A 20,484-nucleotide genomic window follows, 5' to 3' on the forward strand; every position below is an offset into this window, starting at 1 on the left:
CCACAGTCACTGAAATATCTCCAGAAGTCGGTCGGTGGTCAGCGGCACGCCGCAGGTGCGCGCGATCCAGTGCAGCGCGAGGTCGTGGTCGGCGCGCGAGAAATCGGCGACCGCATCGGCGACGACGAAGGTTTCGATGTCGCGCTGGAAGGCGTCGGTCGCCGTCGACAGCACGCCGATGTGCGCGTAGACGCCGGTGATCAGCAGCTGGTCGCGTCCGCGCGCGCGCATCAGCGTGTCGAGGTTGCTGCGCTGGAAGGCGCTGTAGCGATGCTTGACCAGCACGTGGTCGCCGTCGGCCGGCGCCAGTGCGTCGATGATGGTCTCGTGCTCGGCACTCGCCTGCATGCCCGGGCCCCAGAGATCGGCCTGCAGGCCGCGATCGCGCCGGTCCTGGTGGCCGCGCTGCGCGGTGTAGAACACCGGGATGCCCGCGCCGCGGCAATGCGCGAGCAAGCGCGCGAGGTTCTGCACGGCAGGCGCCAGCGGCGCGTCGTCCTGCGCGAATGCGGCGAGGAAGTAGCGCTGCATGTCGTGGACGAGCAACGCGGCGCGCGAGGTTTCGGGCAGCCACTGGCCGCGCGCGGCCGGCAGTTCGGCGGCGGTGGGCAGCGGGTACGGTGCGATCTTCGGCAGCCCCATCAGCCAGCGTCCTTCTGTTCATCGAGGAAACGCGCGCGCAGCTGCGCACGCAGCTCGCGCCGGCTGATCTTGCCGACCGCCGTGGTGCCGAACGCATCCACGAACACGATCTGGTCCGGCACCTTGAACGCCGCGAGCCCGCGTCCGCGCACCCAGGCCTTGAGCTCGGCCGGGCGCGGCTTCGTATCGCCGGGAATCACGAACGCGCAGCTGCGCTCGCCGAGGAATTCGTCAGGAATTGACACCACCGCCGCGTCGAACACCTGTGGGTGCGCGAGCAGGTGGTCTTCGATCTCCTCGGCCGAGATCTTCTCGCCGGCGCGGTTGATGTGGTCGGTCGCCCGGCCCTGCACGATCAGATGGCCACTCGGCAGACGCTGCACCATGTCGCCGGTGCGGTAGAAGCCGTCGTCGGTGAACGAGCGCGCATTCGCCGCGTCGTCGTTGTGATAGCCGCGGATCGTGTACGGGCCACGCGTCAGCAGATGGCCGATTTCGCCTTCGGCGACCGGCGCGCCGTGATCGTCGACCACGAGGACTTCATCGTCGTCGCTGATCGGCCGGCCCTGCGTGGTCCGCACGAGCTCATCGGCATCATCGAGGCGCGTGTAGTTCACGAGCCCCTCGGCCATGCCGAACACCTGCTGCAGCGTGCAGCCCAGGCCCGTGACGACGCGGCGCGCGGCTTCCGGTACCAGCTTGGCGCCGCCGACCTGCAGCACCTGCAGACTCGACAGATCGTGCGCGGTCTTGCCCGCGGCATCTGCCCACAGCAGCGCGAGCGGCGGCACGAGGCCGACGCAGGTCACGCGCTCGCGTGCGATCAGCGGGAACGCGGCATCGGGCCCCGGGCCGGAACTCAGCACCACGCGCGCGCCGGCATACAGCGCGCCGAAGAAGCCGGGCGAACTCATCGGGAAATTGTGCGCGGCCGGCAGCGCGACCATGTAGACGCTGTCCGCATCGATACCGCACAGCGTGTTGCTGGCGCGGAAACTGTAGATGTAGTCGTCGTGCGTGCGCGGAATCAGCTTCGACAGCCCGGTACTACCGCCGGAGATCTGCAGGAACGCAACCGACTGCGGATCTGGATCGCCCGGCAACGCGTCGCGCGCGCCGTCGAGTGATTCGATGGACACGAACTCCGCAGCATCGCCGACGACGAAGACCTGCCGCACTGCCGGCACCTCGGTCTGCAGTTCGCGGGCGAGCGTGCGGTAATCGAAGGTCTCGTAGCGCTCCGCGCAGATGTAGGCGCTGGCTTCCGACTTGCGCGCGAAGTGCGCGACCTCGGTCAGCCGGTGCGCGGGCAAGGCGTACACCGGCACCAGCTGCGCGCGGAACAGCGCACAGACCACGGCGACGAATTCGGGGATGTTGCCCAGCTGCACGACGACGCGGTCGCCGGGCGCCAGACCGCTCGCGAGCAGACCCGCGGCGATGCGTTCGGCCTCGGCCCACAGCTGCGCATAGGTCCAGCGCGTGCCGCCGCCGATGACGGCAACGCTGTCTGCGAAACGCGCCGCGCGCTCGCGCAGGAAGCCGGGGAAGGTCTCGCCGCGCCAGTGGCCGGCAGCGCGATAGCGCGCGACGAAATCGTCGGGCCACGTCTGCCGCAGCGGCACGGTGTGTGGGGATGCATCGGTCATGCGGAACAGGTGTCCTGGTGTGTCTTCAGGCCGCGCGGGCGTCGTCGATGCCGAGCGCGTTGCGCAGGGCCATGAACTTCGCCGCGGTCTCGTCGACCTCGAGCGCGGGCTGCGAATCGGCCACGATACCGGCCCCGGCGAACAGATGCATCGCGTGGCCCTGCACGCGCGCGCAGCGGATCGCCACGTACCAGTCGCCATCGCCCGACGCATCGGTCCAGCCGACCGCGCCGGCGTAGAAGCCGCGATCGAAGGGTTCGAGATCGCGGATCGCCTGCAGCGCCGGCAGACGCGGCGTGCCGCAGACCGCGGGCGTGGGATGCAGCACGCCGGCGAGCGTCGCCGACGAGATGTCGTAGGTCTTCAACGTGCCGGTGATACGCGTCGCGAGATGCCACATCGTCGCGGTCGCATGCAGCGACGGTCGCGGTGGCGCCTGCAACTGGCTGCACAGCGGCGCGAGGCCGTCGAGGATCGCTTCGACGACGAACCGGTGTTCGTGCAGATCCTTGTCCGAGGCCAGCAGCGCATCGGTGCGGCGGCGGTCCTCTGCCTCGTTGCCGACGCGACGCGCCGAACCGGCCAGCGGATGTGAGACGACCGCGCGACCACGCCGCGAGACGAGCAGTTCCGGCGTCGCGCCGACCAGCCAGGCGGGCGCCTCGCCCGGCGCGACCGGCAGCGGCACGACATAGGTGGTCACGCTGGCATCGCTGCCGAGCTTGACCGCGAGCACGTGCGGATCGATCGGCGCCGCAGCTTCCACACGCAGGCCGCGCGCGAGCACGACCTTGCGCAGCGCGTCCTCTCCGGCCGGCGCATCGCGCAACACGGCGATGCAGCGCGCGACCGCGTCGGCGTAGTCGGCCGCCGGTGGCAGTTCCGCCGCGGCGAACAGCGGGCCGAGCGTCGAAGGCAGGCTGCCGGTACCGGGCGTGGAGACGCGCTCGGGCTGATACAACGCGTCGTCCTGGTGCGGATCGAACGGCAGCGCGCCGACCAGCAGCGCCGGTCCGCTGCGCGGCGTGGCGAAGAACGTGGCGACGCGTTCGCCGAGCGTGGCCGCCGGGCCGGCCGGCAGACGGGTGCGGATGCCGTCGGTCGCCAGGCGCCGGTCCGGCGCGTGCAGGCGGAACAGGCTGGCGACGTCGTCATTCGGATCGCGCGCGTCGAGGGCGCGGGTCGCGCTCATGCGGGCCGCCTCGCGTGCAGGGTGGCGACCAGCGACAGCACTGCCAGCACCACGCCCACGAACAGATACGGCGCCGACGGCGACCAGCGATACAGCAGCGTGCCGAGCAGCGGGCCGGCGACCATGCCCATGCCCTGCACCGCCGCGACCGTGCCTGCCGCCGCGCCCTGCTCGTGCGACTCGACCGAATCAGCCGCCAGCGCCTGGAACGACGGAAACACGAAGCCCATGCCGAACGCGGCGAATCCATAGGCCGCCAGCAGCTGCCATTGCACGGCCACCAGCGCCGACGACGCGAAGCCGATGCCGGAGACCAGCGCGCCGAACGCGATCCAGCGCGCCGGCGGCACCGACTTGAAACGCATGACCAGCGACTGGGCGAGGATCAGACCGATGCCAACCGCCGTCAGCGCCAGACCGGCGACGCGCGCGCCATCGGCCGGGGACAGCTGCAACCGGTCGATCGCGAAGAAGCCGACGACGACCTGGGCAATCGTCACCGAGACCATCGCCGCGAACACGGTGAACACCGGCAGGCGCAGGCGTGGATCGGCCAGCGCCATGCCCGTCTTCGGCTTCTGGTGCACGCTGTCCGAAGGCGGCGTGTCGGGCAGCCGCCACCACAGCACGACGAGCGCCAGCAGCGGCAGCGCCGCGGCGATGTACAGCGCCAGCGCAATCCCGTGGAAGGCGATCCAGCCGGCCGCGGCCGGGCCCAGCACCATGCCCAGCGCATTCGCCGTGCCGAGCTTGGCCATCGCACTGCCGCGCAGACCGGGCGCGACCTCATCGGCGACCAGCGCGCCGGCGGTCGGCGGAATCGCCGCATAGAACAGGCCGATCAACGCGCGCGTGCCCACCAGCATCACCACCGACACCAGCACCGCCGGCGGCGACCGCAGCGCCACGTCCACGAACACCGCCATCGCGATGTAGACCACGGCGTAGCCGGTCAGACCGATCAGCAGCACGCGACGACGGCCGATGCGATCACTGAGCCGGCCCCAGCGTCGCGCCGACAGCATCCACAGCACGCCCGCAGCGGTGACCGACAGGCCGGCATGCCATTCGGCCAACCCCAGCAGGCGCACGACCGGGCCGACCACCGCGACGAAAGCCATCATCGCCATCGTGCCCACGAGGGCAGTGAACACCAGCGCCGGCAGGGCGGAAGCGGTGCGGGGCGCGGTCGTCGCAGTGAGCATCGGGGTCTCGGTTCGCAGGCGCCAGCAGCGGCCCGTCGGGGGCAACGGATCAGCGATCCGGCGGGTGACGGGCCCAGGCCTGCTGGAAGCCCCAAATGATAACAGATCGCATTTACCAGCTGCGGTCCTGGCGACGCGGGATGCATCGTTCCGCGGCCATGGCGTTATTGAGAATAATTCGCATTCATTTTACTATTCGCGAACGTCGCCCAGCGACGCCCTTCCCACGTCACCGCCTGCCGCCGCCATGGCGAGTTACCAGCGCCGGAGTTTCCGCATGTCGTCCGCCCCTCTGCACCGCACTGCCCTGTCCGCCTCGATCGCCCTGCTGCTGTCCGCGCCTGCCCTGGCGCAGAGCGTGTCCGACGACACCGATCGCGACGCCGTCGAACTCGACACCGTCCGCGTGACCGCCGAAGCCATCGCCCGCCAGGCGCTGGGCACCTCGGTGATCACGGTCGAGGACATCGCGCGCCGCCCGCCGGCGAACGATCTGTCGGAACTGATCCGCACGATGCCGGGCGTGAACCTCACCGGGAACAGCTCGTCCGGCCAGTACGGCAACAACCGCCAGATCGACCTGCGCGGCATGGGCCCGGAGAACACGCTGATCCTCGTCGACGGCAAGCCGGTCGGTTCGCGCGATTCGATCCGCATGGGCCGCAGCGGCGAGCGCAACACGCGCGGCGACACCAACTGGGTGCCGGCCGAAGCGGTCGAACGCATCGAAGTGCTGCGCGGTCCCGCGGCCGCGCGGTACGGCTCCGGCGCCTCGGGCGGCGTGGTCAACATCATCACCAAGCGCCCGACCGGCGATCTCAGCGGCTCGCTGAGCCTGTTCGGCCAGGTGCCACAGCACGGCGTCGAAGGCGGCAGCCAGCGCGCCGGCGTGACCCTGAGCGGACCGTTGACCGATGCGCTGTCGTTCCGCCTCTACGGCAACGTCAACAAGACCGAGGCCGACTCGCTCGACCTCAACGCCGACTTCCTGACCGATGCCGGCGTCACCCCGCCCGCGGGCCGCGAAGGCGTACGCAATCGCGACATCAACGCCCTGCTGCGCTGGGATATCAACGACGCGCATGTGATCGAGTTCGAGGCCGGCACCAGCCGCCAGGGCAACATCTACGCCGGCGACCGCGCGGTCAGCCTCGACGGCACGCCGCTGACGACCGAGCTCGCCGAACAGGGCGCCGAAACCAATCGCATGTACCGCAACAGCGGCGCGGTGACCCATCGCGGGCGCTGGGGCGATGCGTCCTCGCGCGTGACGCTGGCGTTCGAAGGCACCAACAACACGCGCCTCAACGAAGGCCTGGCCGGCGGGCCGGAAGGCACGATCGGCAGCGCGACCGCGTCGTCGACCTCGCGCCTGCGCAACTACGCGATCGACGGCGAAGTGAATCTGCCGACGACCCTCGGCGCGACCGAGCACATCTGGACAGTCGGCTTCGAGCACCGCGACAGCGCGCTGGAAGATCCGTACTCGATGTCGCAGTCGGGCGGCAACGGCGGCGGCATTCCCGGCCTCGACCCCAACCGCGGCGGCGGCAAGGCCGACGCGCAGACGTCGGCCGTGTTCGTCGAAGACAACATCTACGCCGGCGAGCGCTGGATCCTGACCCCGGGCGTGCGCTTCGACCACCACAGCCAGTTCGGCAACAACGCCAGCCCCAGCCTCAACGTGCAGTTCGCGCTGAGCGAGGATCTCAAGCTCAAGGGCGGCGTGGCGCGCGCGTTCAAGGCGCCGAATCTCTACCAGTCGAACCCGAACTATCTGTACTACACGATGGGCTTCGGCTGCCCGGACAACTTCCCGAGCTTCGGCTCGGGCTGCTACATCCTCGGCAACGCCGATCTGGATGCCGAGACCAGCATCAACAAGGAAATCGGCATCGAGTGGGCGCCGGTCTCCGGCCAGCATGCGTCGCTGACCTACTTCCACAACGACTACAAGGACAAGGTGGTCGCCGGCTTCACCCCGATCGGGCAGACGCCGGGCACGCCGACCGTGCGCCCCGCGCGCCTCTTCCAGTGGGAGAACGCGCCCGAGGCCGTGGTCTCGGGCCTGGAGGGCAACCTCAACATTCCGCTGATAGGCGACCGCGGCCGCGTGCTGAAGTGGAACAACAACGTCACTTACATGATCGAGAACGAGAACAAGGTGACCGGTCAGCCGCTGTCGGTGATCCCGGAATACACCGTCAACACCTCGCTCGACTGGCAGGCCACCGATGCGCTGTCGCTGCTGCTGACCGGCACGTTCTACGGCCGGCAGGAACCGGCGACGCGCGACATCAACAACGACGACCGCTGCGACGAAGCGGGCGCGGATTGCGTGTCCGTCCGCCAGGTGCGCGAGCCCTACACCGTCTGGGGCATCGGCGCGCGCTACCGCATCACGCCGACGGTCAGCCTCGGCGGTGGCGTCAACAACCTGTTCGACAAGCGTCTGTTCCGCGAGTCCAACAGCCAGTACGCGGGCGCGGCGACCTACAACGAGCCGGGCCGCGCGTACTACGTGAGCATGCAGATCGGCTTCTGATGCCGCACCAGCCGGACCGCCCAGGGTCCGGCCCTCATTTGCGACGTTCTGGACGCATCCGGCCCGTCGCCCGAAGATCGGAACCCCACACGCCACGATGTCCCGCATGTCCAACCGCCGATCCAACGCCGTCCGTCCGCTGCGCCTGGCCACGCTCGCCGCGGCCGCGGGCCTGCTGTTCGCGCTGCAGGCCATGCCGCAGACCGCCGCCGCGCAGCAGCGCGATCCGACGCGTCTCATCACCGACACCGTCGCCAACCACGCCTCGCAGCACTACGCGTTCCAGCGTTTCGACGTCAGCAGCGCCGACGGCCAGCGCACCTGGCGCGTGCACGTCGCCGCGCCGAAGGGTGCCGCGCCCGCGGGCGGCTGGCCGGCGTTCTGGATGCTCGACGGCAACGCCGCACTGATCGAATTCGACGACGCGCTGCTCGCCGAACTCGCCGCGCAGCCGGTGCCGCACGCGCTGGTGTTCGTGGGTTACGCCAACGACCTGCGCATCGATTCCGAAGCGCGCACGCGCGACTACACGCCGTTCGCGGGCGAGCGCCCGGTGCGCGACGGCGGCACGATCGTCGGCGGCGGTGGCGCGGATGCGCTGCTGGAAATCATCGAACGGTCGATCCGGCCCGAAGTCGAGCGCCGCGTTGCCACCGATCCGACGCAACAGACGCTGTGGGGCCATTCGCTGGCCGGCCTGTTCGCGCTGCACGTGCTGTACACGCGCACCGGCGCGTTCGACACCTACGCCGCCGGCAGCCCGTCACTGTGGTGGGGCGATGGCGCATTGCTCGGCGCGCCCGAGCAGCGCTTCGTCGCCAACAACGCGGGCCGCCAGGCGCGCGTACTGATCGGCCTGGGCGAAGGCGAGCGCACGCGCGAGGTCGCGCACCGCGATCTCAACGATCCGCGCGTGCAGGTGCATCTGCGCCGCATCGAAGCCGCGCCGCCGGATTCGGCGGAGAAACTCGCGCAGCGCCTGTCCGAGGTCGACGGCCTGCAGGTCGAATACCGCCAGTTCCCCGGGCTGACCCACGGCCCGATGTTCCGCGCCTCGCTGATGTGGGCGCTGCACGCGATCACCGGCGTCGCCGATCACAGCGACACGCCGAGTCACGCCGACGGCGTGGATCCGAACCGGTGAGCGCACGCGCGACGGACATCGACGGCTACGTGGCGGATGCCGCGTACCCGATGCATTTCCATCGCGAACAGATGCCGGCGTGGCTGCACGCCACCGCCACCGCGCTCGGCTTCCGCGCCCCCGATCTGGCCCGGCCCTACCGCTGGTGCGAGCTCGGCAGCGGCGCAGGCCTGACCGCACTGGTTGCCGCGGCCTGCAATCCGACGGGCCGTTTCACCGCCGTCGATGCCGACGCGACGCAGGTCGCGCGGACGCGCGACATCGCCGAGCGCGCGGGCCTGGCGAATCTCGAGTGCGTCCACGCCGATCTGCGCGATTACGCCACGCACGAGGGCGAGTCCTTCGATTTCATCGTCTCGCACGGTCTTTGGGCCTGGGTGTCGGACGCGGTGCGCGCAGCGTGCCTTGCGATCGTCGAGAGGCGTCTCGCGCCCGGGGGTCTGGTCGCAGTCGGCTACATGAGTCATCCGGGCGCCTCGCAGCTGCAGGGCGCGCAGCGTCTGCTGCACGAGGCGAGCCGCCATCTCGAAGGCGACACGGTATTGCGGACCACCACCGCGCTGTCGCTGCTGCGCAATCTCGCCGATGGCGGCGCGGGTTTCTTCGCCGAGCATCCGGGCGCGTCGCGCCAGCTCGATGCGATGGCGCGCGAACCTGCGGGCTACATCGCCCACGAATTCCTCGGCGCGCACTGGCAGCCGCAACACGTCGCCGACGTGATCCGCGACGTCGCGGGTGTGGGCTGCGGTTTTCTCGGCAGCGCAACGCCGATCGAGAACATCGATGCGCTGTCGATTCCCGGCCAGCTGCAGGCACGGCTGCGCACACTGCCGCCCGGGCCACTCGCCGAGACCGCACGCGATCTCGCGCGCAACCAGAGCCTGCGCCGCGACCTGTTCCAGCGCGACGCGCGTCGCCTCGACGACGCCGCGCATCTCGACGCACTCGATGCGCTGGTGTTCGCCGCCCTGCCCGGCGCGCCGACCACGCTCACCGGCGATCTGCGTTTCGACACCCGCATCGGCCCGGTGACCGGCGCGCGCGATCTGTTCGCACCGGCGCTCGATGCACTCGCGCAGGGGCCGCTGTCGTTCGCCGAGCTGCGCACGCGCGCGCCCTACGCCACCGCGCCGGGCCTGCTCAACCAGGCGTTGCAGGCCCTGACCTGGGCCGGCTTCGTGCATGCCTGCCTGCCGTCGAGCCGCGACACGTCGGCCGATGCGCTGTCGCGTCAACTCGCGCCGCTTACGGGCGTTCCCGCGTTGGCGCTGTTGCCGGCGATCGGGTCCGCCGCCTTACGCCAGGTGCCGCGATGACTGCCGTCGCCCGCCCAGCACACGTTGTGCCCCCTCTACATGCAATGTCCTTCCGGCGATACGGAACGCCGGTCCAATCCACGCTCCAGGAGTTCGTCATGCAAAAGTTGTCCTCGCGTCGTCTGCGGCTCGCCGCCCTGTCCATCGCCCTGTGCGCCGCCGTCGGCGCCGCGGGTGCGCAGGGCTTCGGCCAGCCGGCCATCGACTTCAAGGGCGCCGTGCGCGCCGGCAGCCCGGTGATCAAGGCCGGTGACACGGTCGAGCTCAACGGCACCGGCTTCCAGCCCGGCCAGTCGGTCACGCTGCTGCGTGGCGAAACCGTGCTCAACGCCCAGCCCTGGACCGCCGATGCCGAAGGCCGCTTCAAGGGCAATGTGCAGATCCCGGCCGACGCCGTGACCGGTCGTCATCCGGTCGTCGTGCGCGCCGCCAACCCGGATGCCGCCGTCGTGTTCGATCTGAAGATCTCGAAGGAACTGCCGCTGTCCGGCGCCGAGCGTTACGACGTGACCACCAACAAGCTGGTGCAGGGCCTGTACCAGGTCGCGCACAGCGAGGCGTCGAATGCGCTGTTCGTGACGGCCGCCGTCGGCCGTCCGCCGGTCACGCAGTCGGAGCTGCTCAAGCTCGATCCCGTCACGCTCGAAGTCACGGCCCGGGTCACGCCGGCCCAGGTCGCAGGCCAGACCGATGGCCGCGTGTACGCGGTCTACGGCGTGGCCGTCGACGACGTCAACGGCAACGTCTGGGTCACCAATACCCGCGACGACACGGTCGCCGTCTACAAGCAGTCCGACCTGTCGCTGGTCAAGCAGTTCGACAAGGGCGTGCTGCCGCACGGCCGCGATCTGGTCGTCGACACCAAGGACAACCGCGTCTGGGCCAGTGGCTTCGGCGGCGGCAAGTTCGTGGCCTTCGATGCGACGACGCTCGAGCTGGTGCAGGACCTGACCGTCGCGTCGGAAGTGCGCGGCGAGGAGTTCGGTCCGATGGCGCTGACGCTCGACCGCGCGGCCGGCAAGCTCTACTCGGTGGGGCTGTCGACCGGCGAGGTCGTCGTACTCGACGGCGCGACCGGCGCGGTCGACAAGATGTTCCGCTTCCCGTCGGTCAATGGCGGCATCGGCGTCGCGATCGATCCCGAAGGCCGTCGTCTCTACGTCGCGGCGCAGGGCAGCGACAACCTGGTGATCGCCAACGCCGACACCGGTGAAGTGCTGCACGACGTCTACGTCGGCGCCGGCGCCGTGTACGTCGCCTTCGATCCGCACAGCAAGCTCGCCTACGTGGCGAGCCGCGGTGCCGGCACGATCACGGCGGTGGACGCGAACGGCAACATCGTCGCGAACCTCGATGGCGGCACGTTCCCCAACCACGTGCTGCCGACCGGCGACGGCACGGTGTACGCGGTCAACAAGTCGCGCGGCGCCGAGGACCAGGACGGCGACCAGATCCGCCGGATCGCGCCGAAGGCCGAGTGAGGAAACCGCGGTAAAATGGCCCCACGGCGGCCGGACTCCGGTCCGGCTGCCGTCTTTTACGAACTGGATTGCTGATGTCCGAACATCGCCTGCGCGCTCCGTTTCTCCTTGCCCTCGCCTGCGCGCTCGCCGCGTGCGCGCCGTCGTCCACGCCGCCCGAGGCTGCATCGTCGACCGATGCACGCGCCACGCCGGATGCGTTGTCGGAAGGCTGGCTGCGGATCGCCGGTACCGACATCCCGCGCGTCGCACGTTCGCAGCAGGACCTGCCGGTCACGGTGCGGTCCGATGACGGCGTCGACGTCACCATCGCCGATACCAGCCGCACGATCGTCGGCAACGACGACATCGTGATGGTCATGGATTCACTCGGCCTGTCCGACCAGGTGTTCGCCGCGCCGACCAATGCCGTCACCGACACCGGCCGCGATGCGCAACACCATTTTCTGTTCAACCGCACCACCGGCGTCGAAGGCATCCTGAGCCTCGACGGCACCCTGTTCGTCGGCAACAGCCTGCGCCGCCACGGCAAGCTCGCGCAGCCGCTGCGCGATGCCGGGCAGACGCTGGTGATCGTCGACGAGCTGCAGCCGATTCCCGACAAGGTGCGCAAGCTCGCCACCGTGTTCGGCCACGCCGATGAAGGCGAACAGCTCGCCACGCAGGTGCAGCAACAGCTCGACGAAGCCGCGCGCATCGCCGCCACACACACGCGCAAGCCGCGCGTGATCCATATTTCCGCGACCGGTGGCGGCGGATCGCCGACCGTCGGCGGCGCCGACACCGCGGCCGCAGTGCTGATCCGCCTCGCGGGCGGCATCAACGTCGGCGACGAAGCCAAGGTCGCCAACTACTCGCAGCTCAGCAACGAGGGCATCGTCGCGGTCGAACCGGAAGTGATCCTCGTCAGCGAGGACGACCTGCGCGTGTTCGGCGGTGAAGCCGGTCTGTGGAAGGCGTATCCGACGCTGCAGCAGACGCCGGCCGGCCTCGCCAATCGCGTCTGGGTGATGCCCGACACGCAGCTCAAGGTCAGCAGCATCGGCGGCGGCACCGGCGCGGTCGCGCTGGCGCAGGCGCTGACCGCGCTGGCCGCCGAACTCGACACCGCGCCCGGCGCATGACCGGAGCGGCACGACGCACCGGCCTGGTCCGGCGACCGCCTGGCGGGCTGCTGTTCGTCGGCATGCTCGCCCTGCTGGTGATCGTGATCGTGCTGTCGTTCGGCATCGGTCCGCTGCGCATTCCGCCCGGCGACGTGGTGCACGTGATCGCGCACAAGCTGGGCCTCGTCGATGCCGGCGCGCTCACACAACGCGACATCTCGGTGGTCTGGAACCTGCGCGTGCCGCGTGCGCTGCTGGCGGTGATCGTCGGCGCGTCGCTGGCGATGGCCGGCGCGGGGCTGCAGGGCCTGTTCGGCAATCCGCTGGCCGATCCCGGCATCGTCGGCGTGACCCATGGCGCCGCGCTCGGCGCGGTGTCGGCGATCGTGCTCGGGATGACCGCGTTCGGTGCGTGGACAATCCCGGTCGCGGCATTTCTCGGCGGCGCCGCGACGACGACGCTGATCTACGTGCTGGCCCGGCCCGATCGCGGCACCGGCACCGCGACGCTGCTGCTGGTCGGCATCGCGATCGCAGCCGCGTGTTCGGCGGCGATCGGCTTCTTCACCTACATCGCCGATGCCGACGAACTGCAGTCGCTGGTGTTCTGGCAGATGGGCTCGCTGGCGATGGCGAACTGGAACTCGATGCTGGCGGCCCTGCCCGCCTTCGCACTCGGCGCGGTCGCACTGCGCGCGCTCGCGACGCCGCTCGACATGCTGGCGCTCGGCGAACGTCAGGCCCAGCACATCGGTCTGGACGTCAAACGCGCGCGGCTGATGCTGATCGCGGTCTGCGCGCTGCTGGTCGGCTCGGCGGTCGCGTTCGCCGGCGTGGTCGGTTTCGTCGGCCTCGTCGTACCGCATTTCGTGCGTCTGCTCGCAGGCCCCGGCCATCGCTGGCTGGTACCGCTGTCGGCCGTTGCCGGCGGCCTGCTGATCGTCGTTGCCGACACGGCCGCGCGCAGCCTCGATCCGCCATCCGAAATCCCGCTCGGCCTGTTCTCGGCCGCGCTCGGTGCGCCATTCTTCCTGTGGCTGGTGCTGCGCCGCAAGGGCGCCGCATGAGTCACGACCATGCCGACGCCGCGCACGACGTGCTCGCACTCGACGGCGTGACCGTGCGCATGGACGGCCGCGCGATTCTCGACGCGGTCGACCTGCGCTTCGCACGCGGCACGCTCACTGCACTGGTCGGCCCGAACGGCGCCGGCAAGTCGACCCTGCTTGCGGTCGCCAGCGGCGATCTCGTGCCTGCCGCGGGGCGCGTCCGTCTGTCGGGCGCTGAACTCCGCGACTGGAAAGCCCGACCGCTCGCCCGCGAGCGCAGCGTGCTGCCACAGGACCACGCGGTGCGCTTCGGCTTCAGCGTGCGCGAAGTCGTCGCAATGGGCCGTCTGCCGCATGCGCCGGATCCCGACGCCGACGGCCGTATCGTCGACGCAGCGCTGGTGTCGGCCGACGTCACCCACCTCGCCGCGCGCGATGTGCAGACCCTGTCCGGCGGCGAATCCTCACGCACGGCCTTCGCGCGCGTGCTCGCCCAGACCACGCCGGTCGTCTTCCTCGACGAGCCCACCGCCGCACTCGACCTGCAGCATCAGGAAGCCGTGCTGCGCATCGCCCGCGGTCTCGCCGACGACGGCGCCTGCGTGATCGTCGTCCTGCACGATCTCAACCTCGCTGCCGGCTACGCCGACCGCATCGCGATGCTGCACCAGGGCCGCATCGCCGCCGACGGCACGCCGCGCGAAGTGCTGACCCAGGCGACGATCGAACGCGTCTATGCGCAACCGGTCCTGGTGCTCGAACACCCGACCCGCGGCGTGCCGCTGGTGGTCAGCGACGATCCGCGCTCGCCGAGCTGATTCAAGCGGATCCGCCTGTTCGCACGCTGTTCGACACACGCCGACTCGATACCGCATCAGTCGTCAGCGACACCCGCCGCCCGCGAAGTCCAAGGCCCCTCTCCCTCTGGAAGAGGGGTTGGTGAGGGGCACACTCCTTCGCGCCGCACCAGAACCCGCTCCACTTGGCGCCGCGAAGCCACCAGCGCATCATCGAGCCACCGCAGCCAATCGCGCAAAAGCCGGAGACCCGCGATGTCCCCTTCCGCCGGTTCCACCATCATCCCCTGCCTGCGCTACGACGACGCCCCGCGCATGATCGACTGGCTCCGCGACGCCTTCGGCTTCCAGGTCCAGGCCGTGTACGCCGACGGCGACACCGTCCACCACGCGCAGCTGGTGTTCGGCAGCGGGATGCTGATGCTCGGCTCGACGCAGCGCGGCAGTGAATGGGGCGATCTGATCACCCAGCCGCGCGACATCGGCGGCCGCACCACCCAGAGTCCCTGCGTCGTCGTGACCGATCCCGACGCGCACTACGCACGCGCGAAGGCCGCGGGCGCGGAGATCGTGCAGGACATCGCCGATCAGCCCTACGGCGGTCGCGGCTATTCCTGCCGCGACCCGGAAGGCCATCTGTGGTGGTTCGGCAGCTACGATCCGTGGACCGAGTGAGCGTCTGATCTGTCGGGAGCGCGCTCGCGCGCTCCGATGCAGCAATCAGCCTTCGCGCAGACGCGCGACGACCGGCGCGACCTGCGCCTGCCGGCCCAGCGCTTCGCCGACATCCGCCAGCCGCTGCGCGAGTGCCTCCGCCTCGTCGGCGCGCAGCGTCGCATGGCCGACCTTGCGGCCGTCGCGCGACTGCTTGCCGTAGTCGTGCCAGTGTCCGCCGGCCGTCGACAGCACCGGCGCGGCATCGGGCATCGCGCCGATCCAGTTGAGCATGCTGACCACGCCGCGCACGGCGGTATCGCCCAGCGGCAGACCGAGCACCGCACGCAGATGGTTCTGGAACTGCGAGGTCTCACTGCCCTCGATCGTCCAGTGCCCGGAGTTGTGCACGCGCGGCGCGAGCTCGTTGGCGAGCAGTTCGCCATCGCGGCAGAACAGCTCGAGCGCGAACACGCCGACATAACCGAGACGCTCGGCGATCGCGCGCGCATGCGACAGCGCCATCGTATGCAGCGACGCATCGACACGCGCCGGCGCCAGGCTCGCCGACAGCACGCCGTCGACATGCCAGTTCTCGGTCAACGGCCAGGCGCGGAACTCGCCATCGCGGCTGCGCACGGCGACCACGCTGAGTTCGCGCTGGAACGCGACGAAGCCTTCGAGGATCAACCCGACCGTGTCTGCCTGCGCACCGAGTGCATCCCACGCGGCATCGACGTCGGCCGGCGACTTGATCCGGAACTGCCCCTTGCCGTCGTACCCCAGCCGCCGGGTCTTGAGGATGCACGGCGTGCCGATACGCGCGACGGCGTCGTCGAGCTGCGCGCGCGTGGCGACGTCGCCGAAGTCCGGCACCGGGATGTCGAGTTCACGGAACAGCGTCTTCTCGGCAAGCCGGTCCTGGGTGAGTGCCAGCGCACCGGGATTGGGAAACACCGGCACGCGCTCGGCGAGCCAGTGCGCGCTCTCGGCCGGCACGTTCTCGAAATCGAAGGTCGCGACATCCACCTTGCCGGCGAATTCGGCCAGCGCGGCCTCGTCGCGATAATCGCCGACCAGCAGCGGCGCGAACTGCCCCGCGCAGGCGTCGTCGGCGGTGTCCATCACCAGGAAGCGCAGACCCAGCGGCGCGCCCGACAGCGCGAGCATGCGGGCGAGCTGGCCACCGCCGAGGATGCCGACCGTCGTCGCGCTCATCGACGCGGGTCGTCGTTGCCGGCGACGTCGTCGGTCTGGCGCTGACGGAACTCGGCGAGTGCAGCGGCGACCGCGGCATCATCGGACGCCAGCATCGCCGCGGCGAACAGCGCCGCATTGGCGGCCCCGGCATTGCCGATCGCGAACGTCGCCACCGGAATGCCGGCCGGCATCTGCACGATCGACAGCAGCGAATCCATGCCGTTGAGCGCCTTCGACTGCACCGGCACGCCGAGCACCGGCACCGCGGTCTTCGACGCCAGCATGCCCGGCAGATGCGCCGCGCCACCGGCGCCGGCGATGATCGCGCGCAGGCCACGCGCCTGCGCGCTGGCGGCGTATTCGAACAGCACGTCGGGGGTGCGGTGCGCGGACACCACGCGGACTTCGTGCGGGACGCCGAGCTGCTCGAGCTTCTGCGCGGCGTGCTGCATCGTGTCCCAGTCGGATCGCGATCCCATCACGATGCCGACCTTCGGCGGAACGGAACTGGCGGTCATTTGGGGGTCCCCGGCCACAAAGACGCATTTTATCCGTCCCGGCGCCATCGTGCTTGGATGCCACGGCGGCGCATCGCCGAATGCTAACCTTCCGGTCCGCTCCCGTTGCCCGCACAAGACCGCCCATGGACCGCAAGCTGCTCGATATTCTCGTCTGCCCCGCCAGCCGCCAGCCGCTCACGCTGCTCAATGCTGCGGGCCTCGACGCGCTCAATGCGGCGATCGCCGCGGGATCGGCGCGTCGCGAAGACGGCGCCGCGCAGGCCGGTCCGGTGCGCGAAGCGCTGATCACCCACGATCGCAAGCGCGTCTACCGCGTCGACGACGGCATTCCGGTGCTGCTCGTCGAGGAAGCGATCGGCACCGCGCAGATTCCCGACTTCCCGAAGGCATGAGCGGAACCGACCGCTTCGACATCCCGCACGCGGCGGTCGCGGCCAACGTCGCAGCCGCGCTTGCCGAAGACATCGGCAGCGGCGACGTCACCGCGGCGCTGCTGCCCGATCACGACGACGTCGCGTACCTGCTGTGCAAGGAAGACGCCGTGGTCTGCGGACGTCCCTGGTTCGACGCCTGCCATCGCGCGCTCGATCCCGAGGTGCGCATCGAGTGGCGCGTGGCCGAGGGCGACCACGTCATCGCCGGCACCGTGCTCGCGACGCTCGAAGGCCGTGCCCGCACGCTGGTCAGCGCGGAACGCACCTCGCTCAATTTCATGCAGACGCTGAGCGCCACGGCGACCGTCACCGCGCGCCACGTCGCCGCAGTGGCCGGTACCGGCACGCGCATTCTCGATACCCGCAAGACCCTGCCCGGCCTGCGACTGGCGCAGAAATACGCGGTGCGGGTCGGCGGTGGCCACAACCACCGCATCGGCCTCTACGACACGGTGATGCTCAAGGAAAACCACGTGCGCGCGGCCGGCGGGATCGCCGCGGCGGTCGATGCCGCGCGTGCGCAATCGCCCGGCCTGCCGCTGGTGATCGAGGTGGAGACGCTGGACGAACTGCGCGCCGCGCTCGATGCCGGTTGCACGCGCGTGCTGATCGACGATTTCGACGCGGCCACGCGCCGCGAGGCCGTGCGGATCGCGCACGCCGCGCCGTACGACGGACGCATTCCGCTGGAAGTCTCGGGTAGCGTCGATCTCGACGGCCTGCGCGCGATCGCCGAGGACGGCGTGGACTTCGTGTCGATCGGTGGGCTTACCAAGCACGTCCGCGCGATCGATCTGTCGCTCAAGCTCGGCCCGCCGCCGACCTGATCGCGCTCGCGCGTCGCAATCCGCTCGCACGCGGCTGCTTTTCACTGACCCACTCACGTCACTGACGTTCTCACGCCCAGGCGAAACGTCGAGCCACGGGCCGCGCAGACCGCAAGCCGCAACACGGCATTGCCACATTCACACTTGTATCCCGCCACTGCCGCCGCCACAGTTCGCGCATGCCCGACTTTCCGACGATGATCTTCGTGATGCTGGCCGCGTTCGCCGCATTCCTGTGGTGGAGCGGTGCGCGCGCGGCGGCCGAGCGCGCCGGTCAGCTCGGACGCGATGCCTGCGAACGCGCGGGCGTGCAGTGGCTGGACCAGGCGGTACACGCGCATTCGATGCGGCTGCGCCGTGGTGACGACGGACGCCTGCGCGTCGAGCGCAGCTTCCGTTTCGAGTATTCGGAGGATGGCGTGCAGCGCCACATCGGGCACCTGGTGCTGCGCGGCGAACAGCTGGTCGCCTTCAGCGGCCCGACCCGCCCGCAGCCCGCGTCGATCCACTGGACCAACTGAGATCGAAGGGCGCTCGTCATCGCCCTCGCGCTTTGACGTACTGACGCTTTACGTTCCGACGCTCTCACGTCCTGACGCACGCACGCCGTAACGGCTGCCGCCGCCTACTTCACGACCCGCAAATGGCCGCGACGCGGCTCCGGCGGCGTGTCGCCATCGGGCGGATCGTCGGGGCCTTCGGCCGTGCCGTTGCCGTCGTCTTCCACCGCGTGGAGCGAAGGCGCGCTGTCCTCTGCATCGTCGCGCGGCTCACCCGAGCCGACGATCTCTTCCGGCAGCGCCATGCCCTGCCCGGTTTCGCGCGCGTAGATCGCGAGCACCGCGCCCACCGGCACCAGCACCGACTGGCTGACACCGCCGAACCGCGCGGAGAACCGCACGCTGTCGTTGTCCATTTCGAGCCGGCCGACAGCGCGGTCGGCGACGTTGAGCACGATGCGCCCGTCCTTGACCGCATGGGCCGGCACGCGCACGCCCGGCTGCCGCGCATCCACGAGGATGTGCGGCGTCATGCCGTTGTCGGCGATCCATTCGTAGAGCGCCCGCAGCAGGTACGGGCGATGGCTGGTCATCGGGGGCGTGCTGTCCGTCATGCGCGACAGTTTAGCCGTTCATTCCGTCGTTCAGATGTGCAGGGCTGAATGGCGCGCCAAGCCGCCGTCAGTCGGGCAGCGCGCGCAGTTGCCGCTCCTGTGGCGTCAGGCTGCGGACGAATCCGGGGCTGCGGAAGATCCGGTTGCCGTAGTCCTCGATGGCCTTGGCGCCGTCCTTCGGCAGCGGGATGTCGAGCGCCTGCAGGCGCCAGACGATCGGCGCGACCGCACAGTCGGCCAGACTCATTTCCGGATTGAGGAAGAACTTGCTGGCCTTGAACAACGGCACCGCCGAGGTCACCAGCTCCTTCAGGCGCTTGCGGCCGCTCTCGGCCTGCGCCTTGTTGCCCATCTGGATGGCTTGGACCTGCGGTACCCAGTCGTGCTCGATGCGCAGCATCGCCAGACGCAGGCGCGCGCGCGACAGCGGATCGACCGGCATCAGCGGTGGATGCGGGTAGCGCTCGTCGAGATACTCGCTGACCACGCTGGCGGCGTAGAGCACCAGCTCGCGCTCGACCAGGGTCGGCACCGAGTGGTAGGGGTTGAGATCGATCAGATCCTCGGGCGGATTCTGCGCATCGACCGGCACCATGTCGTAGTTCACGCCTTTGGCGGCCAGCACCAGGCGTGCGCGATGACAGAGCACGTCGTCGACAGAAGAGAACAGCGTCAGCACGTTTCGCATGGATGCACTCACGGCCGTCGCCCGGCCTGTCCGGAGGCTGGAGTCCGCCAGCCCGGTGACGCCGACTGCTGCTCGCAGACGGTTGTCGCGGTTTCCCGAGTCTCGCATCTACGTGATCCGGACGGCAATGGGCCGGACGGCACGCGGACACTGCCCCCGGCGTGCGCCGGGGACGGGATCGATCAGTGGACGTCGCGCCAGTATTCCTGCTTCAGCAGCCAGGCCAGGAACGTCAGCAGGGTCAGGAACAGCAGCACCCAGACGCCGAGCTGCTGGCGCTTGAGCGCGGCCGGCTCGCCGACGTATTCCAGGAACGTGGTGATGTCGCGGACGGTCTGGTCGAACTGGCGGGCGTCCTGGCTGCCGGGCGTGCCCAGCTCCAGATGCGCGACCACCGGCTCGCCCGAGTCGTCGACCTCGCCGTGCACCGGACGCTGCAGGCCCTGCATTTCCCAAAGCGGATTGGGCATCGAAGCGTTCGGGAACAGCGTGTTGTTCCAGCCCAGCGGACGGCTCTCGTCGAGATAGAACGACTTGAGATAGGTGTAGACCCAGTCGCTGCCGCGCACGCGGGTGATCAGGCTCAGGTCCGGCGGCGCCTGGCCGAACCACTTGGCGCCCTGCTCGGCCGGCATTGACGACACGATGTGCTCGCCATAGGCCGCGCCGGTGAGGTTGAGGTTGTTCATCACCTCGTCCTCGGTCAGCCCGAGATCCTCGGCCATGCGCGAGTAGCGCATGAACTTCAGCGAATGGCAGCCAGCACAATAGTTCATGTAAAGCTGCGCGCCCCGCTGCAGCGACGCGCGATCGCCGATGTCGGTGCCGGCCTGTTCGACCGGTCCGCCGGCCGCAGCCAGCGCACCGAACGACAGCAGCAGACCGGCGATGGCTGTCGCCACGCGGGCGGCGCACATGCG

Annotated in this window: 20 protein-coding genes; 11 read left to right on the forward strand and 9 right to left on the reverse strand. The window is 69.8% G+C overall.

From position 1 onward, the window contains the following. Positions 1-6 precede the first annotated feature (6 nt). From AC3A5T_RS15180 to AC3A5T_RS15195, 4 genes are read right to left on the reverse strand one after another with little or no spacing between them, the layout of a single operon-like run. The gene (locus AC3A5T_RS15180) at positions 7-642 is read right to left on the reverse strand and encodes an isochorismatase family protein (protein WP_487629262.1); all 636 of its coding nucleotides are present in this window, start codon (positions 640-642) and stop codon (positions 7-9) included. Beyond that, positions 642-2,291 carry a (2,3-dihydroxybenzoyl)adenylate synthase gene (locus AC3A5T_RS15185; RefSeq protein ID WP_487629263.1) on the reverse strand — a complete coding sequence of 550 codons (1,650 nt, stop codon included), beginning with the start codon at positions 2,289-2,291 and terminating at the stop codon, positions 642-644. Before AC3A5T_RS15185 ends, AC3A5T_RS15180 begins: the two co-directional genes overlap by 1 nt. A gap of 25 nt (positions 2,292-2,316) precedes the next feature. Then, positions 2,317-3,483, reverse strand: a complete 1,167-nt coding sequence (locus AC3A5T_RS15190; protein ID WP_487629264.1) for an isochorismate synthase — start codon at positions 3,481-3,483, stop codon at positions 2,317-2,319. Beyond that, on the reverse strand, positions 3,480-4,688 hold the full coding sequence (locus tag AC3A5T_RS15195; RefSeq protein ID WP_487629265.1) for an MFS transporter: 1,209 nt from the start codon (positions 4,686-4,688) through the stop codon (positions 3,480-3,482). The genes AC3A5T_RS15190 and AC3A5T_RS15195 overlap by 4 nt, the downstream gene beginning before the upstream one ends. A 277-nt stretch (positions 4,689-4,965) precedes the next feature. On the opposite strand from AC3A5T_RS15195, the gene AC3A5T_RS15200 reads away from it, so the two are divergent. The 8 genes from AC3A5T_RS15200 (at position 4,966) to AC3A5T_RS15235 (ending at position 14,801) form a co-directional block, all read left to right on the forward strand. Further along, positions 4,966-7,233 (forward strand): TonB-dependent siderophore receptor, encoded by a 2,268-nt coding sequence (locus tag AC3A5T_RS15200; RefSeq protein WP_487629266.1) that lies wholly within the window; start codon positions 4,966-4,968, stop codon positions 7,231-7,233. Positions 7,234-7,339: 106 nt separating this feature from the next. Continuing rightward, the gene (locus AC3A5T_RS15205) at positions 7,340-8,377 is read left to right on the forward strand and encodes an alpha/beta hydrolase (RefSeq protein WP_487629267.1); all 1,038 of its coding nucleotides are present in this window, start codon (positions 7,340-7,342) and stop codon (positions 8,375-8,377) included. Further along, positions 8,374-9,693 (forward strand): class I SAM-dependent methyltransferase, encoded by a 1,320-nt coding sequence (locus AC3A5T_RS15210; RefSeq protein ID WP_487629268.1) that lies wholly within the window; start codon positions 8,374-8,376, stop codon positions 9,691-9,693. Before AC3A5T_RS15205 ends, AC3A5T_RS15210 begins: the two co-directional genes overlap by 4 nt. A 98-nt stretch (positions 9,694-9,791) precedes the next feature. Continuing rightward, positions 9,792-11,174, forward strand: a complete 1,383-nt coding sequence (locus AC3A5T_RS15215; protein ID WP_487629269.1) for a Vgb family protein — start codon at positions 9,792-9,794, stop codon at positions 11,172-11,174. A gap of 74 nt (positions 11,175-11,248) precedes the next feature. After that, positions 11,249-12,298, forward strand: a complete 1,050-nt coding sequence (locus tag AC3A5T_RS15220; protein ID WP_487629270.1) for a heme/hemin ABC transporter substrate-binding protein — start codon at positions 11,249-11,251, stop codon at positions 12,296-12,298. Beyond that, a complete protein-coding gene (locus tag AC3A5T_RS15225; RefSeq protein ID WP_487629271.1) occupies positions 12,295-13,347 on the forward strand; it encodes a FecCD family ABC transporter permease in 1,053 nt (350 codons plus the stop codon). The genes AC3A5T_RS15220 and AC3A5T_RS15225 overlap by 4 nt, the downstream gene beginning before the upstream one ends. Beyond that, entirely contained in the window at positions 13,344-14,147 is an 804-nt protein-coding gene (locus tag AC3A5T_RS15230; RefSeq protein ID WP_487629272.1) for a heme ABC transporter ATP-binding protein, read from the forward strand. The genes AC3A5T_RS15225 and AC3A5T_RS15230 overlap by 4 nt, the downstream gene beginning before the upstream one ends. A 234-nt stretch (positions 14,148-14,381) precedes the next feature. Further along, positions 14,382-14,801 (forward strand): VOC family protein, encoded by a 420-nt coding sequence (locus AC3A5T_RS15235; protein WP_487629273.1) that lies wholly within the window; start codon positions 14,382-14,384, stop codon positions 14,799-14,801. A 45-nt stretch (positions 14,802-14,846) separates the two neighbouring features. On the opposite strand, the gene AC3A5T_RS15240 is transcribed toward AC3A5T_RS15235, so the two are convergent. Further along, entirely contained in the window at positions 14,847-15,998 is a 1,152-nt protein-coding gene (locus tag AC3A5T_RS15240) for a 5-(carboxyamino)imidazole ribonucleotide synthase (RefSeq protein WP_487629274.1), read from the reverse strand. Further along, entirely contained in the window at positions 15,995-16,498 is a 504-nt protein-coding gene (gene purE, locus AC3A5T_RS15245; protein ID WP_487629275.1) for a 5-(carboxyamino)imidazole ribonucleotide mutase, read from the reverse strand. Before purE ends, AC3A5T_RS15240 begins: the two co-directional genes overlap by 4 nt. A 125-nt stretch (positions 16,499-16,623) precedes the next feature. Here purE and AC3A5T_RS15250 point away from each other — a divergent pair, with 125 nt between their 5' ends. From AC3A5T_RS15250 to AC3A5T_RS15260, 3 genes are all read left to right on the forward strand, one after another. After that, entirely contained in the window at positions 16,624-16,893 is a 270-nt protein-coding gene (locus AC3A5T_RS15250; protein WP_487629276.1) for a Trm112 family protein, read from the forward strand. Then, positions 16,890-17,762 carry a carboxylating nicotinate-nucleotide diphosphorylase gene (gene nadC, locus AC3A5T_RS15255; RefSeq protein WP_487629277.1) on the forward strand — a complete coding sequence of 291 codons (873 nt, stop codon included), beginning with the start codon at positions 16,890-16,892 and terminating at the stop codon, positions 17,760-17,762. Before AC3A5T_RS15250 ends, nadC begins: the two co-directional genes overlap by 4 nt. A gap of 179 nt (positions 17,763-17,941) precedes the next feature. Further along, the gene (locus tag AC3A5T_RS15260; RefSeq protein WP_487629278.1) at positions 17,942-18,283 is read left to right on the forward strand and encodes a DUF3301 domain-containing protein; all 342 of its coding nucleotides are present in this window, start codon (positions 17,942-17,944) and stop codon (positions 18,281-18,283) included. Between the two features lie 104 nt (positions 18,284-18,387). Here AC3A5T_RS15260 and AC3A5T_RS15265 read toward each other — a convergent pair whose 3' ends face one another. The 3 genes from AC3A5T_RS15265 to AC3A5T_RS15275 form a co-directional block, all read right to left on the reverse strand. Beyond that, entirely contained in the window at positions 18,388-18,876 is a 489-nt protein-coding gene (locus tag AC3A5T_RS15265; RefSeq protein WP_332076606.1) for a ClpXP protease specificity-enhancing factor, read from the reverse strand. 67 nt (positions 18,877-18,943) lie between these two features. Continuing rightward, positions 18,944-19,564, reverse strand: coding sequence for a glutathione S-transferase N-terminal domain-containing protein (locus AC3A5T_RS15270; RefSeq protein WP_332076605.1), 621 nt, complete (start codon positions 19,562-19,564; stop codon positions 18,944-18,946). A 182-nt stretch (positions 19,565-19,746) separates the two neighbouring features. Further along, a complete protein-coding gene (locus tag AC3A5T_RS15275) occupies positions 19,747-20,481 on the reverse strand; it encodes a cytochrome c1 (protein ID WP_487629292.1) in 735 nt (244 codons plus the stop codon). Positions 20,482-20,484 lie beyond the last annotated feature (3 nt).

The organism is Luteimonas sp. Soil_C_16, from assembly GCF_057657295.1.

Excerpts from the sequence above, each read along its gene's own strand:
- AC3A5T_RS15205 (WP_487629267.1), top strand. The coding sequence starts at position 7,340 with ATGTCCAACCGCCGATCCAACGCCGTCCGTCCGCTGCGCCTGGCCACG.
- nadC (WP_487629277.1), top strand. The coding sequence starts at position 16,890 with ATGAGCGGAACCGACCGCTTCGACATCCCGCACGCGGCGGTCGCGGCC.
- AC3A5T_RS15235 (WP_487629273.1), top strand. The coding sequence starts at position 14,382 with ATGTCCCCTTCCGCCGGTTCCACCATCATCCCCTGCCTGCGCTACGAC.
- AC3A5T_RS15180 (WP_487629262.1), bottom strand. The coding sequence starts at position 642 with ATGGGGCTGCCGAAGATCGCACCGTACCCGCTGCCCACCGCCGCCGAA.
- AC3A5T_RS15250 (WP_487629276.1), top strand. The coding sequence starts at position 16,624 with ATGGACCGCAAGCTGCTCGATATTCTCGTCTGCCCCGCCAGCCGCCAG.
- AC3A5T_RS15260 (WP_487629278.1), top strand. The coding sequence starts at position 17,942 with ATGCCCGACTTTCCGACGATGATCTTCGTGATGCTGGCCGCGTTCGCC.
- AC3A5T_RS15275 (WP_487629292.1), bottom strand. The coding sequence starts at position 20,481 with ATGTGCGCCGCCCGCGTGGCGACAGCCATCGCCGGTCTGCTGCTGTCG.
- AC3A5T_RS15220 (WP_487629270.1), top strand. The coding sequence starts at position 11,249 with ATGTCCGAACATCGCCTGCGCGCTCCGTTTCTCCTTGCCCTCGCCTGC.
- purE (WP_487629275.1), bottom strand. The coding sequence starts at position 16,498 with ATGACCGCCAGTTCCGTTCCGCCGAAGGTCGGCATCGTGATGGGATCG.
- AC3A5T_RS15200 (WP_487629266.1), top strand. The coding sequence starts at position 4,966 with ATGTCGTCCGCCCCTCTGCACCGCACTGCCCTGTCCGCCTCGATCGCC.
- AC3A5T_RS15225 (WP_487629271.1), top strand. The coding sequence starts at position 12,295 with ATGACCGGAGCGGCACGACGCACCGGCCTGGTCCGGCGACCGCCTGGC.
- AC3A5T_RS15185 (WP_487629263.1), bottom strand. The coding sequence starts at position 2,291 with ATGACCGATGCATCCCCACACACCGTGCCGCTGCGGCAGACGTGGCCC.
- AC3A5T_RS15195 (WP_487629265.1), bottom strand. The coding sequence starts at position 4,688 with ATGCTCACTGCGACGACCGCGCCCCGCACCGCTTCCGCCCTGCCGGCG.
- AC3A5T_RS15270 (WP_332076605.1), bottom strand. The coding sequence starts at position 19,564 with ATGCGAAACGTGCTGACGCTGTTCTCTTCTGTCGACGACGTGCTCTGT.
- AC3A5T_RS15215 (WP_487629269.1), top strand. The coding sequence starts at position 9,792 with ATGCAAAAGTTGTCCTCGCGTCGTCTGCGGCTCGCCGCCCTGTCCATC.
- AC3A5T_RS15190 (WP_487629264.1), bottom strand. The coding sequence starts at position 3,483 with ATGAGCGCGACCCGCGCCCTCGACGCGCGCGATCCGAATGACGACGTC.
- AC3A5T_RS15240 (WP_487629274.1), bottom strand. The coding sequence starts at position 15,998 with ATGAGCGCGACGACGGTCGGCATCCTCGGCGGTGGCCAGCTCGCCCGC.
- AC3A5T_RS15230 (WP_487629272.1), top strand. The coding sequence starts at position 13,344 with ATGAGTCACGACCATGCCGACGCCGCGCACGACGTGCTCGCACTCGAC.
- AC3A5T_RS15265 (WP_332076606.1), bottom strand. The coding sequence starts at position 18,876 with ATGACGGACAGCACGCCCCCGATGACCAGCCATCGCCCGTACCTGCTG.